The organism is Streptomyces sp. NPDC054841 (genome assembly GCF_053611045.1).
Map to the genome: position 1 here is coordinate 24,471 of NZ_JBSGZO010000006.1, position 13,949 is coordinate 38,419.

Annotated in this window: 10 protein-coding genes and 1 pseudogene; 5 read left to right on the forward strand and 6 right to left on the reverse strand. The window is 69.8% G+C overall.

Translation table 11 applies throughout. From position 1 onward, the window contains the following. The first annotated feature begins 70 nt into the window (after positions 1-70). The 3 genes from ACWGI8_RS01890 (at position 71) to ACWGI8_RS01900 (ending at position 2,637) form a co-directional block, all read left to right on the forward strand. Positions 71-622: an RNA 2'-phosphotransferase gene (locus ACWGI8_RS01890; RefSeq protein ID WP_453657711.1), complete on the forward strand. Its 552-nt coding sequence runs from the start codon at positions 71-73 to the stop codon at positions 620-622. A 140-nt stretch (positions 623-762) separates the two neighbouring features. Next, complete coding sequence (locus ACWGI8_RS01895; RefSeq protein WP_453657713.1) at positions 763-1,710, forward strand: LLM class flavin-dependent oxidoreductase; 948 nt, start codon at positions 763-765, stop codon at positions 1,708-1,710. 72 nt (positions 1,711-1,782) lie between these two features. Further along, positions 1,783-2,637, forward strand: coding sequence for a Cof-type HAD-IIB family hydrolase (locus ACWGI8_RS01900; protein WP_453657715.1), 855 nt, complete (start codon positions 1,783-1,785; stop codon positions 2,635-2,637). 119 nt (positions 2,638-2,756) lie between these two features. On the opposite strand, the gene ACWGI8_RS01905 is transcribed toward ACWGI8_RS01900, so the two are convergent. From ACWGI8_RS01905 to ACWGI8_RS01925, 5 genes and pseudogenes are all read right to left on the reverse strand, one after another. Then, positions 2,757-3,809: a murein hydrolase activator EnvC family protein gene (locus ACWGI8_RS01905; protein ID WP_453657717.1), complete on the reverse strand. Its 1,053-nt coding sequence runs from the start codon at positions 3,807-3,809 to the stop codon at positions 2,757-2,759. Between the two features lie 277 nt (positions 3,810-4,086). After that, positions 4,087-4,212 (reverse strand): annotated as a pseudogene (locus ACWGI8_RS01910) (histidine kinase); the annotation flags it as partial. Positions 4,213-4,345: 133 nt separating this feature from the next. Further along, the gene (gene cydD / locus ACWGI8_RS01915) at positions 4,346-7,915 is read right to left on the reverse strand and encodes a thiol reductant ABC exporter subunit CydD (protein WP_453657719.1); all 3,570 of its coding nucleotides are present in this window, start codon (positions 7,913-7,915) and stop codon (positions 4,346-4,348) included. 44 nt (positions 7,916-7,959) lie between these two features. Then, positions 7,960-8,961, reverse strand: coding sequence for a cytochrome d ubiquinol oxidase subunit II (gene cydB, locus ACWGI8_RS01920; protein WP_453657721.1), 1,002 nt, complete (start codon positions 8,959-8,961; stop codon positions 7,960-7,962). A 23-nt stretch (positions 8,962-8,984) separates the two neighbouring features. Then, positions 8,985-10,490, reverse strand: coding sequence for a cytochrome ubiquinol oxidase subunit I (locus tag ACWGI8_RS01925; protein WP_453657723.1), 1,506 nt, complete (start codon positions 10,488-10,490; stop codon positions 8,985-8,987). Positions 10,491-10,733: 243 nt separating this feature from the next. On the opposite strand from ACWGI8_RS01925, the gene ACWGI8_RS01930 reads away from it, so the two are divergent. Continuing rightward, positions 10,734-11,141: a cyclophilin-like family protein gene (locus ACWGI8_RS01930; RefSeq protein ID WP_453657725.1), complete on the forward strand. Its 408-nt coding sequence runs from the start codon at positions 10,734-10,736 to the stop codon at positions 11,139-11,141. A gap of 67 nt (positions 11,142-11,208) precedes the next feature. Here ACWGI8_RS01930 and hisC read toward each other — a convergent pair whose 3' ends face one another. Beyond that, on the reverse strand, positions 11,209-12,288 hold the full coding sequence (gene hisC / locus ACWGI8_RS01935; protein ID WP_453657727.1) for a histidinol-phosphate transaminase: 1,080 nt from the start codon (positions 12,286-12,288) through the stop codon (positions 11,209-11,211). Positions 12,289-12,689: 401 nt separating this feature from the next. Between hisC and ACWGI8_RS01940 the strand changes: the two genes are divergently transcribed. Beyond that, positions 12,690-13,814: a LacI family DNA-binding transcriptional regulator gene (locus ACWGI8_RS01940; RefSeq protein ID WP_453657729.1), complete on the forward strand. Its 1,125-nt coding sequence runs from the start codon at positions 12,690-12,692 to the stop codon at positions 13,812-13,814. Positions 13,815-13,949 lie beyond the last annotated feature (135 nt).

The window sequence follows — 13,949 nt, forward strand, 5'->3', positions numbered from 1 at the left end:
CATTTCGATCACTGTCGTCCGGATGAAAATCGCGTGGCGGCACACCGACCTTCCACGGGACTCTGACGGCATGAACGAACAGCGCACCGTCAAGGTGTCGAAGTACCTGTCGAGACATCTGCGTCATCAGCCGGAGCAGATCGGGCTCACTCTGGACGCGAACGGCTGGGTCGAGATCGACGAGCTGATGCGGGCCGCGACCGCGCACGGCTTCCGGTTCACCCGGGCCGAGCTGGACCACGTCGTCGCCGTCAACGACAAGCGGCGCTTCACGATCGACGGCCCGCGGATCCGCGCCAACCAGGGCCACACCGTCGACGTCGACCTGGACCTGCCGCCCGCCGAGCCGCCCGCGTATCTCTACCACGGCACCGTCGCCCGCAGCCTGGACGCGATCCGCGCCGAAGGACTGCGCCCGATGGCCCGCCACCATGTCCACCTCTCGCCCGACCGGGAGACCGCGACCCGCGTCGGCGCACGCCGCGGCCGTCCCGTCGTCCTCTCCGTGGACGCGGGAGCGATGCACCGTGCGGGCCATGTGTTCCATGTCAGCGCCAATGGCGTCTGGCTCGCGGATGCGGTCCCGCCGGAGTTCCTGCGCTTCCCGGCTGACCCCGCCTGACCCCGCACCGGCCCCCGGCCGACCCCGCCTGATCTCCGGATTCAGCGGACGACCGCGGCACACTGCTGCTGACCTGCACATACCCCGGCTGATGCGCACAGCGGCGAGGCCGGTGACAGGACCACCGTACGCTGGAGGGCATGACGTCTCCTCTGCGCCTGAGCACCGTGATCCTTCCCGTGCACCGCTGGAACGAGGGGGGCCGGGCACTCTGGCAGCGCGCCGAGGAGCTTGGTTTCCACGCCGCCTACACCTACGACCACCTGGCCTGGCGGACCTTCCGTGACGGTCCGTGGTTCGGAGCCGTGCCCACCCTGACGGCCGCCGCCGCGGCCACCGACAGGCTGCGTCTGGGCACCCTGGTGACCTCGCCGAACTTCCGGCACCCGGTCACCCTCGCCAAGGAACTGATCACCCTCGACGACATCTCCGACGGCCGGATCACCCTCGGCATCGGCGCGGGCGGCAACGGCTTCGACGCGACCACGCTGCTGAAGAGCGACGAGGAGCCCTGGACCCCGCGCGAGCGCGCGGACCGCTTCGGCGAGTTCGTACCCCTGCTGGACAAGCTGCTGCGCGAGCCGGCCGGGACGACGTACGAAGGAACCTTCTACTCGGCGACCGAGGCGCGGAACGTGCCCGGCTGCGTCCAGCGGCCCCGGCTCCCCTTCGCCGTCGCCGCCACCGGCCCTCGCGGGCTGAAGCTCGCCGCCCAGTACGGACAGGCTTGGGTGACGACGGGCGACCCGAAGCTGTACGAGGCGGGTACCCCTGAGCAGTCGGTCGAGGCCGTCGCAGGACAGCTCACAAAACTGGGCAAGGCCTGCGCTGACGCCGGCCGGGATGCGGCGGAACTCGACAAGATCCTGCTCACCGGATTCACCCCCGACTTCAACCCGGCCACCGCCGCCCCCCGGCTGGGCCGCCCGCTGGAGTCCGTGGACGCGTTCGTGGACTTCGCCGGCCGGCACGCCGAGCTCGGCTTCACCGAGATCGTCATCCACTGGCCCGTCGCCGACTCGGTCTTCGCCGCCGACGAGAAGGTCTTCGAGCAGATCGCGACGGAGGGCCTGGCGCAGCTGCGCTGAGCGGCCGGGTGGCCCGTACTCAAATGTGCGCCCGCCCGCACGGCCGTGCGGGCGGTACGGAAGAATGCGTGCGTGACCTCAGCTAACGATCCTCTGCCGCTCCCCGCCACTGTCCGGCTGATCGCCACCGACCTCGACGGCACGCTGCTGCGCGACGACAAGTCGGTCTCCGACCGCACCGTCGCGGCGCTCGCCGCCGCCGAGGAGGCAGGGATCGAGGTCTTCTTCGTCACCGGCCGCCCGGCCCGCTGGATGGACGTCGTCAGCGACCATGTCCACGGCCACGGCCTGGCGATCTGCGCCAACGGGGCGGCGGTCGTCGATCTGCACGCCGGCGGGGAGCTGCTGGAGGTCCGCCCGCTGGAGCGCGGGACCGCGCTCGATGTCGTGGAAAGGCTGCGGGAAGCGGCACCCGGCACGTCGTTCGCGGTCGAGACCGCCACGGGCATCCACTACGAGCCGGCCTACCCGCCGTTCCACCTCGACCCGGGCGCCACCGTCGCCACCGCCGAGAAGCTGCTTCACGAGGAGGAGCCGGGTTCCGGCACCCCGGTGCTCAAGCTGCTCGCCCACCACGCGGAACTGACCCCCGACGGTTTCCTCACCCTGGCTCGCACGGCCGCCGGCGAAATCGCGACAATCACCCGCTCCAGCCCGAGCGCGCTGCTGGAGGTGAGCGGTCTCGGCGTCTCCAAGGCCTCCACGCTCGCCCTGTGCTGCGCCGAGCGCGGAATCTCGGCGGACGAGGTCGTCGCGTTCGGGGACATGCCCAACGATGTGGCGATGCTGACCTGGGCAGGCACGTCGTACGCGATGGGCAACGCCCACCCGGACGTCATCGCCGCCGCGTCCGGCCGGACCGTCGCGAACAACGAGGACGGCGTAGCGGTCGTCATCGAGCAGATCCTGGCCGCGCGCCGGGCCTAGGTCCTGTCCTTTGGATCGGGTCCACGGCTGATCGGGTCCACGGCCTGGCGGGCCGAGCCTGACGGCGCCGGCCCCAGACCCACTGCTCACTGCCCACCGCCCACCGCCCACCGCCACTGCTACAGCCAGACACCGCGGTCCCTCAGCCAGCCCACCGGATCCACCCCGGACCCCAGATACGGCGTGAGCCGCGCCTCGAAATGCAGGTGCGGTCCCGTCGAGTTGCCGGTGGTGCCGGTCTGACCGACCCACTCACCGGTACGGACCCAGTCCCCCTGGTCGACCGTGACCGCGGCGAGGTGCGCATATTGCGTGTACCAGCCGTCGACGTGCTGGACGACGACCTGCATGCCGAAGCCACCGCCGCAGGAGACGGAGACCACCCGTCCCTCGCCGACCGTCCGCACCGGTGTGCCGATGCCGACGGCGAAGTCCTGCCCCGTGTGCCTGCTCGCCCAATGCGTGCCCGAGCTGTTGAAACCGGCCGACAGTGTGTAGTGCTCGACCGGCGCCACCCAGGACGGCCCACGCGGTGGCTCCGGCTGGCTGAGCCGGACCGCGCCCGCACACTGCCCGGCGGCCGCACTGCGGTTCGCCTGCGCCTGCAGCGTCCACTGCGCCGACTCCAGCTTGGTCTCGATGCCCCGCTTGATCCGCGCCAGCTCCGCGGTGCGCGCATCCAGGCGTTCCCAGGCCTCGCGGGCCTTCTCCTCCACCGCGGCGGTCCGGCGCTCGGCCTTCTCCGCCTCGCCCATCAGCTGGTTCACGGCCATCTCCGCCTTCCAGGCGACCTGACCCCCACTCAGCATCGCGTCCGGGTCGTCGGCGAGCAGCAGCTGAACGGAGAGCGGGAGCGAACCGCCACTGCGGTACTGGGCTCGAGCCACCACACCGATCTCGTCGCGGATCCCCTCGAGCTCGTACCGCACGTCCGCCAACTCCTCCTCGAGCTGGTCGACTCGTACCCGCTCGGCGGCCGCGGCGCGCCGGCCCCGCTCGTACGCCTGGGTGGCCTGCGCCGCCTCCTGGTACAGCCGGGCCACCTGGGCGCTGACGCTCGGCCCGTCGCTCGCCATGGCCGGCGACGCGGGCAGCAGGGTGAAGGAGGCCAGCAGCACGCACAGCAACGGCATGAACAGGCTCCGCTGGAAGTGGTTTTGTTCGTGTCGCATGCTCGGATCGTCACATCGGATATGTCCGGTGTGCTACATTTCGCTGTTTTCGTGCCGCCATCCGGCCCAGTCTGCCCGGAGGGGGCGGAGGCCTCTGCCCGGAAAAGGCGGAGGTCCCGACGCGGCGTCAGATCCCCGGCGACCGCATCAGCCCCCGGACGCCGCATCAGATCCCCGACGCCGCATCAGATCCCCGGCTCCGCTCAGAACTCCGTCGGTTCCCGTCCCGTGGTGGCGGCGGGCGCTGCGGGCGCGGCAGCCTGCGGCTGGAGCGGGGCTTCCCAGATCCCCGGCGCGCACCGGCGGGCGCCGGCGATTGGCGCGACGCGCTCTCCAGCATCATCCCGGTGGCGAACAGCCGCTGGATCACCAGGTCATGAAGGTCACGGACGATCCGGTCCTGGAGGCTTCGGGTCGCCCGTGTCACGGCTTCGAGGCGGTCCTTCGGATCCTCAGGATCTCCGGAGCCCGCGGGACCCTTCGTTCCGGGCGCTGTCATGCACCCGAGAGCAGTAAGCCCTATTTGGCATGGAAAGTCAGCTCCCTGAGCCGGCTTCCAGGAGATCAGCGGCCCGCTCGCGCTCCAGCATGCGGCGCAGCGGGCCCTCCGCCTCGGCAAGCTCGGCGTAGGAGCCGCGCTGTACGGTCCGGCCGTCGTCAAGAACCAGCACCTCGTCGACCGCCTCGAGCCCCCGGAGCCGGTGGGTGATCAGCACCGTCGTACGGCCCTCGGTGGCGGTCAGCAGATCCGCGGTGAGCGCATCCGCCGTCGCCTGGTCGAGGTGCTCGGCCGGCTCGTCGAGCAGCAGTACGGGGAAGTCGGCAAGGAGCGCACGGGCCAGGGCGAGGCGCTGGCGCTGGCCCCCGGAGAGCTGGGCGCCGTGCTCGCCGACATGCGTGTCGAGGCCGTCCGGCAGGCCGTCGGCCCACTCCAGCAGCCGGGCGGCGGCGAGCGCTGCACGCAGTTCGTCCTCGGACGCTCCGGTACGGGCGAGCCGGAGGTTCTCGCGGATGGAGCTGTCGAAGAGGTGGGCGTCCTGTGCGCAGAGCCCGACGAACTGCCGCACGGTGTCCCCGTCCAGCGCCGCCGCGTCCGCTCCGCCGATCGTGTACGTCCCGGCCCGCGCGTCCAGGAAGCGCAACAGCACCTGGGCGAGGGTGGTCTTGCCCGAACCGGAGGCGCCGACCACCGCGATCCGCTGGCCCGCCGTGAGCGTCAGGTCGAACCCGGTGAGCGCGTCCCGCTCCTGGTCCGCGTGGCGAGCCGCGAGCCCACGGACCTCCAGCGGGAACGCGGACGCGGGCGCCGGGGCCGGCGCCGACGGCTCGTGCACCGGTGCGGGAGCGTTGATCACCTCGAAGACCCGCTCGGCGCTCCGCTTCACCCGCTGCCGGTACTGAACGGCGAGCGGAAGCCCGGTGACCGCCTCGAACGCGGCGAGCGGCGTCAGCACGACGACGGCGAGCTCAACACCCTCGATCCGGCCCGCGTGCACGGCCAAGACGCCCGCGTACGCGGCGAAGGCGACGGTCAGTCCACAGGCCACGGCGGACAGCCCGCCGCCGAGCGCGGTGGCGGTCGCTGCGCGCGACGCGATCCGGGTCAGTCCGTGATCGGCATTCCGTACCGCGGCCATCCGGTCCTTCAGCGCCCCGGCGACGGTCAGCTCGGCCGTACCGCGGAGCAGATCGACGACCCGGGTGGCGAGCACACCGCGGGCGGGGGCGAGCCGCCGCTCGGCATTCCGCGCGCACGCCCCGCTGACCGTCGGCACGGCCACCCCGGCGACGAGCAGCCCGACGGCCAGTACCGCACCGGCCTCCGGCAGGAGCCAGGCAGTGAACCCGACCGAACCCGCCCCGACGACGACCGCGGCCCCCGCGGGCAGCAGCCATCGCAGCCAGTAGTCCTGGAGTGCGTCGACATCCGCGACGAGCCGCGACAGCAGGTCACCCCGGCGGGTGCGGCGCAGCCCGGCCGGCGCGATCCGCTCCAGCCGCCGGTACACGCCGACCCGCAGATCGGCGAGCATCCGCAGCACGGCGTCGTGCGACACGAGCCGCTCGGCATACCGGAACACGGCCCGCCCGATCCCGAAGGCCCGCGTCGCCGTCACGGCCACCATCAGATACAGCACCGGCGGCTGCTCCGACGCCCGCGAAATGAGCCACCCGGAAACCGCCATGAGCCCCACGGCCGATCCGAGCGCCAGGCTCCCGAGCACCAGCCCCACAATGAGCTGCCCCCGCAACGACCCCGCCATCGCCCGTACCCGCGCCAGTGCCCCGAGACGAGTGCCCTCGTCCGCATGCCTCAGTGCGGCGGCACTTGGGCCCGCACCCGGGACCGCACCCGCATCATCCCCCGCAGGTGCGACCTGCGGACCGCTCGGCGCAGACGACGGCTGCGGCCACCCGGAAGGGCTGGGAGAACCCGGGATTCCCCCCTCGACGGCGGGTCGAAGCTCCACCACCCGGTCCGCCAGCGACAACAGCGCCGGCCGGTGGACGACGAGCAGCACCGTCCGCCCCCGCGCCAGCCGCCGCACCGCGTCCACGATGCCCGCCTCGGTCTCACCGTCCAGCGCGGCCGTGGGTTCGTCGAGCAGCAGAAGCGGCCGGTCCGCGAGGAAGGCCCGGGCGAGCGCAAGCCGTTGGCGCTGCCCGGCGGACAACCCCTCGCCGTCCTCGCCCAGGACCGTGTCCGTCCCCTGCGGCAGCCCGGCCACGAAGTCGTACGCCCCCGCGTCCCTCAGCGCCGCCGCGACGTGTGCGTCATCCGCGTGCGGACGTGCGAGCCGCACGTTCTCCGCGACCGTTCCGGCGAAGAGATACGGCCGCTGTGGCACCCAGGCAATGTGCCGGCGCCATTCCTCAAGGTCCACGGAGGCCAGGTCCACAGGGGCCTCACCGGCGCTCCCAACCCGCACGGCCCCCTCGTCCGGCGGCGCGAACCCCAGCACCACATCCAGCAGCGTCGACTTCCCTACCCCGCTCGGCCCGACCAGCGCGACGGTCTCACCGTTCTCCACCACGAGAGAGGCCGCGTCCAGCGAGGGCTCGGACCGCCCCTCATGCCGTACGGTCACGGAATCCAGCTCCAGCCGGATTCCACGCGCGCCCGGCACCGCCGCCATGCCGCCTGTGCGGACCGGCGCTTCCAGTACCGCGAAGATCTCCTCCGCTGCCGACAGCCCCTCCGCCGCCGCGTGATACTGCGCCCCGACCTGCCGGATCGGCAGATACGCCTCGGGCGCGAGGATCAGCACCACGAGGCCGGTGTAGAGATCAAGATCGCCGTGGACGAGCCGCATCCCGATGCCGACCGCCACCAGCGCCACCGACAGCGTCGACAGCAACTCCAGCGCGAACGACGAGAGAAACGCGATCCGCAGCGTCTTCAGCGTCGCGCGCCGGTACTCCGATGTGATCGTCCGGATCGACTCGGCCTGCGCCTTCGCCCGCCCGAAGACCTTGAGCGTCGGCAGCCCCGCGACCACATCCAGAAAGTGCCCCGACAGCCGTGACAGCAGCTTCCACTGACGGTCCATCCGGGCCTCGGTGGCCCAGCCGATCAGCACCATGAAGACCGGAATCAGCGGCAGGGTCACCACGATGATCGCCGCCGACACCCAGTCCTCGGTCACGATGCGCGCGAGGACCGCCACCGGGACCACAACCGCAAGTCCGAGCTGCGGCAGATACCGGGCGAAGTAGTCGTCGAGTGCGTCCACGCCTCGCGTGGCCAGGGCGGCCAGTGAACCGCTCCGCTGTCCGCTCAGCCATCCCGGGCCCAGCCGCGAAGCCCGGTCCAGCAGCCTCATCCGCAGCTCGGACTTGACCGCCGCACTCGCCCGGTACGCCGCCAGTTCGGTCAGCCAGGCCACCAGCCCCCGACCCGCCGCGACCGCCGCCAGCAGCATCAGCGGGGTCCGCAGCTCGGAGGCGTCCAGCCCTCGCTGGAACGCCCCCACGACGACCTCGGCAATGAGCATCGCCTGGGCGACGACCAGCGCCGCCCCGGCAAGACCAAGAGCCACCACGGCCGCCATGAAGAGGCGGGTGGCCCTGGCGTACCGAAGCAGACGCGGGTCGACGGGTTTCACGTGAAACATCCCTCAGTCAGGGGACTCGGCGGTCCCTACGGAACTCAGTGCGAGTCGGCGATGTGCTGCGTACCGATCCGCTTCCGGAACACCCAGTACGTCCACCCCTGGTACAGCAGCACCACGGGTGTAGCGATCGCCGCACACCACGTCATGATCTTCAGCGTGTACGGGCTCGACGAGGCATTCGTCACCGTCAGGCTCCACTCCTCATTGAGCGACGACGGCATGACGTTGGGGAAGAGCGTCAGGAAGAGCATCGCGACCACGGCCACGATCGTGACGCCCGACAGTGCGAACGACCACCCTTCGCGGCCCGCCTGGTTCGCCACGATCGCGCCGACGAGTGCCACCACGGCGACGATCATCGCGGCCAGGCTGGTCCCGTCACCCTTGTCCGCCTGGGTCCAGCTCAGGAAGCCGAGCGCCAGCACAGCGGTGACCAGCCCCAGCGTCAGCGCCAGCTTCCGCGCCCGACCGCGGATGTCCCCGACGGTCTTCAGCGCTGCGAACACCGTCCCGTGGAAGGTGAACAGGAACAGCGTCACCAGTCCGCCGAGGATCGCGTACGGATTGAGCAGGTCGCCGAAGGTGCCGACGTACTCCATCTCCGCGTCGATCTTCACGCCGCGCACGATGTTCCCGAAGGCCACACCCCACAGCACCGCCGGCACCAGCGAGGTCCAGAAGATCGCCTCCTCCCAGTTGCGCTGCCACCGTTCCTCAGGCCGCTTCGCCCGGTACTCGAACGCGACACCGCGCACGATCAGACAGACCAGGATGATCAGCAGCGGCAGGTAGAAGCCGGAGAAGAGCGTGGCGTACCACTCGGGGAACGCTGCGAACGTCGCACCGCCCGCCGTCAGCAGCCACACCTCGTTGCCGTCCCAGACAGGACCGATGGTGTTGATCAGGACGCGCTTCTCGACCCGGTCACGGGCGAGCAGCTTCGTCAGAACGCCGACCCCGAAGTCGAAGCCCTCGAGGAAGAAGTAGCCGGTCCAGAGGACGGCGATGAGTACGAACCAGACGTCGTGGAGTTCCATGCCTCAGCTCCCAGTCCTCGGTCTCAGTAGGAGAAGGCCATAGGCCGGTCGGCGTCACGGTCGTCGCCGCCGATCTTGGTGGGCGGATTGAGGTCGGATTCGGTGAGCTCGGGAGGCCCTGCCTTGACGTACTTCACCAGCAGCTTGACCTCGATCACGGCGAGCACCGCGTAGAGCGCTGTGAAGACGATCATCGAGGTGAGCACCTCACCCTGGGAGACGCCGGGGGAGACCGCGTCACGGGTGCGGAGCACGCCGTACACGACCCAGGGCTGCCGCCCCATCTCGGTGAAGATCCAGCCCCAGGAGTTGGCGATCAGCGGGAAGCCGAGCGTCCAGATGGCGAGCAGCCAGTAGAGCCGGGTGAGCTTCGGGCCGAGCGGCTTCTTGAACAGCACCACATGCGGCACTTCGTCCTCACCGACCCGCAGCGCGGACAGCAGCATGAACTTCTTGCGGGTCAGCCAGAGCCCGGCCAGGCCGATCGCGAACGAGGCCATACCGAAGCCGATCATCCAGCGGAAACCCCAGTAGGTGACGGGGATGTTGGGCCGGTAGTCGCCTGGCCCGTACTTCTCCTGCTCGGCCTTGTTGGTGTCGTTGATCCCCGGCACGTACGAGGTGAAGTCGTCGTTGGCCAGGAAGGACAGCAGACCGGGGATCTCTATCGCGACCTTGTTGTGGCCCTTGTCGACATCGCCGTACGCGAAGACGGAGAAGGGTGCCGGACCCTCGCCGTCCCAGAGCGCCTCGGCCGCGGCCATCTTCATCGGCTGCTGCTTGAACATGACCTTGCCGAGGAAATCGCCGCTGAGCGCGGTGAGCAGACCGGCGATGACGACGGTGACCAGCCCCAGCCGCAGCGAGCTCTTCATCACCGGGATGTGCTTCTTGCGCGCGAGGTGGAAGGCAGCGATGCCGACCATGAACGCGCCGCCCGTGAGGAAGGCAGCGGAGAGGGTGTGGAAGACCTGCGTGAGGGCGGTGTTCTGGGTCAGCACGAGCCAGAAGTCGGTGAGCTCCGCCCGCCCGTTCTCCTTGTTGATCCGGTAGCCGACCGGGTGCTGCATCCAGGAGTTGGCCGCCAGGATGAAGTACGCGGAGAGGATCGTGCCGATGGAGACCATCCAGATGCAGGCGAGATGGATCTTCTTCGGGAGCTTGTCCCAGCCGAAGATCCACAGCCCGATGAAGGTGGACTCGAAGAAGAAGGCGATCAACGCCTCGAAGGCGAGCGGAGCTCCGAACACATCGCCGACGAAGCGCGAGTAGTCGGACCAGTTCATGCCGAACTGGAACTCCTGCACGATGCCGGTGACCACGCCCATCGCGATGTTGATCAGAAAGAGCTTGCCCCAGAACTTGGTTGCCTTGAGGTACTTCTCCTTCTCCGTACGCACCCATGCCGTCTGCAGTCCCGCCGTCAGGGCGGCCAGCGAGATCGTCAGAGGGACGAAGAGGAAGTGGTAGACGGTGGTGATGCCGAACTGCCAGCGCGCCAAAGTCTCTGGCGCCAGAGCTAGGTCCACGTCGTCTCTCCTTACGTCGGCGTGGTCACATCGGCGCGGTCACGGCAGTTTGCCCCGTTAATCCCACCCATTCCGGGATAGCCAGGACGTGCTTGTGAACGCGTTCACATTCACAAGCATTATGGCTCATACGAAATCCGCACCATCGACCGGGGTCCCCCCGTCGGCCACCGATCGGCCACTCGCCCGGTTACCCGGCAGTCGCCCTTCCTGACATCTTCAACATATTGTTGAATCTGCCGAATGAAGATCCGAATCTCCTGGCCCGCCGGACAGCTCACGGCGACCCTCGAAGAAACCCCCACGAGCAAGGCGCTCGCGGGGGCTCTCCCGGTCTCCTCCACCGCCCACACCTGGGGCGAAGAGGTCTATTTCACTGTGTTCTCCCGGGGGACGACCCCCGGAGCACCCGGCTCCGTCTCCCCCGCCCTCGAGGCCGACGCACGCCAGGTGGTGGACCCGGGCACGGTCGCGTTCTGGACCGAGGGCGACGCTCTGGCACTGCCCTACGGACCGACGCCCATCTCTCAGGGCGACAAGCCCCGCCTCGCGAGCCCGTGCAACATCCTCGGCCGGATCGACGGCGATCCACGCGTGCTCGCGACCGTACGGCCGGGCGACCCGATACGCGTCGAGCACGTGACGGACTGAGCCGCGCGTCCCCGGGGGAGGGCGCACCCCGGGGAGAGACGCCCGGACACCCCGGGTGCCCGGCCGGCTACAGCTCCTTGCGGAACGCCTCCGCCGTCTGCAGGAACACGTCATTCGCCTCGCACTCGCCGATCGTGACCCGCACGCCCTCACCGGCGAACGGCCGCACCACGACCCCGGCCCGCTCGCACGCCATGGCGAAGTCGACCGTGCGCTCGCCGAGCCGCAGCCAGACGAAGTTCGCCTGTGTCCGCGGCACGGTCCAGCCCTGCTTCACCAGCCCGTCGTACACACGCGTCCGCTCGGCGACCAACGAGCCGACCCGCCCGAGCAGTTCGTCCTCCGCACGCAGCGACGCGACCGCGGCGTCCTGGGCGAGCTGGCTGACACCGAACGGCACCGCCGTCTTGCGCAGCGCGGCGGCCACCGGCTCATGGGCGATCGCGAAACCGACCCGCAGCCCCGCCAGCCCGTACGCCTTCGAGAAGGTACGCAGCACCGCGACGTTCGGCCGGTCCCGGTAGATCTCGATGCCGTCGGGCACGTCGACGTCCCGGATGAACTCGCGGTACGCCTCGTCCAGCACCACCAGGACATCGGACGGGACCCGGTCGAGGAACCGTTCCAGCTCCGCCCGGTGCACCACGGTGCCGGTGGGGTTGTTGGGGTTGCAGACGAAGATCAGCCGGGTCCGGTCGGTGACCGCGTCCGCCATCGCGTCCAGATCGTGCACATCGCCCGAGGTCAGCGGAATCGGCACCGACGTGGCCCCGCTGATCTGGGTGATGATCGGATACGCCTCGAAGGACCGCCACGCGTAGATCACCTCGTCGCCCGGCCCCGATGTGGCCTGCAGCAGCTGCTGGGCGACGCCCACCGAGCCGGTGCCGGTCGCCAGATGCGAGACGGGAACCCCGAACCGGTCGGCGAGCTCGTTCATCAGGCCCGTGCAGGCCATGTCCGGGTACCGGTTGAAGCCGCCGGCCGCGGCGATGGTGCTCTCCATCACGCCCGGCAGCGGCGGGTACGGGTTCTCGTTGGAGGAGAGCTTGAACGCGACCGGACCGCCTGGCGCGGCGGGCTTGCCAGGCTTGTATGTGGGGATGCCGTCCAGCTCGGCGCGCAGCTTGGGGCTCGTCTCGCTCACCGCAGGTCCTCCTCGACCGTCGACCTCAGGCCGTACACATCAGTACCGCTCACCAATACTGCTCACCTTATGAGGATTCCCCGCTCCTGCGAATGGGCGGACGGGAACCGCGAGGAAAGCGGACGGCAACCGCGGGGAAGGGGGGAGCGCTCCCCGCCTGGCGCGCGCCGGTAGCTCGCTCCGTGGCGCGCATCCCCCGTAGTGGTGAGTTGAGACCTCTTCGAGACATCGGTCATTTGGCAGGCCTATACGGGTCGGCAGCGGCGAGACCAGCGTCACGCCTACCAACTCCCTTGATTTCAAAGGTAATTGGGTATGCCACACCATGCAGAAACGTGCCTGTCAATGACTGCATATGCGACCGGCCCAACCGCCTGCCATCGCCCTACTATCGGCCTGCCATGACAGCAGCAGGGAAGCACCAGGTGAGCCGGACGGAGACATCACGCCGGGGCAGCCGGCAAGGCCGGGCGGGCATCCGGGACGTAGCCGCCGCAGCCGGTGTCTCCATCACGACCGTCTCAGACGCACTGAACGGAAAGGGCCGGCTCCCGGACGCCACCCGCCGCCATGTCCGCGAGGTCGCCGACCGGCTGGGCTACCGCCCGTCGGCCGCGGCCCGAACGCTCCGTACCGGCAAGTCGGGACTCATCGGCCTGACCGTGACGACGTACGGGGATGAACCTTTCACCTTCACAGAATTCGCGTACTTCGCGGAGATGGCGAGAGCCGCGACCTCAGCCGCGCTCGCCCGCGGCTACGCCCTCGTCATCCTCCCCGCCACCTCACGCCATGACGTCTGGTCGAACGTCGCCCTCGACGGCACCGTCGTCATCGACCCCTCCGACCACGACCCGGTGGTCACCGAGCTGGTCCGCCAGGGCCTCCCCGTCGTCTCCGACGGACGCCCCGCCGGCACCCTCCCGGTCACCGCATGGGTCGACAACGACCACGAAGCCGCCGTCCTCGCACTGCTCGACCACCTCGCCGCCGCCGGAGCCCGCCGGATCGGCCTGCTCACCGGCACCACCACCGACACCTACACCCGGCTCTCCACCACCGCGTATCTGAACTGGTGCGAACGCGTCGGCCAGGATCCGGTCTACGAGGCGTACCCCGCGCACGACCCGTGCGCCGGGGCCGTCGCCGCCGACCGGCTGCTCGCCCGGCCCGACCGGCCCGACGCCGTCTACGGTCTCTTCGACCCCAACGGCACCGACCTGCTCGCCGCCGCCCGGCGGTACGGGCTGCGCGTCCCCGACGATCTGCTGCTGGTCTGCTGCAGCGAGTCCACCGTGTACGCCAACACCGAACCGCCCATCACCACCCTCTCGCTCAAACCGCGGCGGATCGGCACCGCCGTCGTCCAGCTGCTCATCGACGCCATCGAGGGAATCGACGGCGGCCGTCCGGTCGAGCAGGTGATACCGACCGAACTCATCGTCCGTACGTCGTCGCAACGCCGTTCGCCACGGACGACCGTCAGCCCTCCGCGGTCACCCTCCCAGGACGAGACGCAGGAGTAGACACGGGACTGGACACAGGACTGGACGCAGGCCAAGGCTCAGGACGAGACTCCAGGTCAGGCAGGACTCAGGACTAGACCAGCTCAATTGGGGCGAAACAACCAGTGAACCCGGGGTGTACCCGGATTCAGCACC

Bases quoted from the DNA above. Each gene is read 5' to 3' on its own strand.
- ACWGI8_RS01890 (WP_453657711.1), top strand. From the start codon at position 71: ATGAACGAACAGCGCACCGTCAAGGTGTCGAAGTACCTGTCGAGACAT.
- ACWGI8_RS01895 (WP_453657713.1), top strand. From the start codon at position 763: ATGACGTCTCCTCTGCGCCTGAGCACCGTGATCCTTCCCGTGCACCGC.
- ACWGI8_RS01905 (WP_453657717.1), bottom strand. From the start codon at position 3,809: ATGCGACACGAACAAAACCACTTCCAGCGGAGCCTGTTCATGCCGTTG.
- cydB (WP_453657721.1), bottom strand. From the start codon at position 8,961: ATGGAACTCCACGACGTCTGGTTCGTACTCATCGCCGTCCTCTGGACC.
- ACWGI8_RS01930 (WP_453657725.1), top strand. From the start codon at position 10,734: ATGAAGATCCGAATCTCCTGGCCCGCCGGACAGCTCACGGCGACCCTC.
- ACWGI8_RS01940 (WP_453657729.1), top strand. From the start codon at position 12,690: ATGACAGCAGCAGGGAAGCACCAGGTGAGCCGGACGGAGACATCACGC.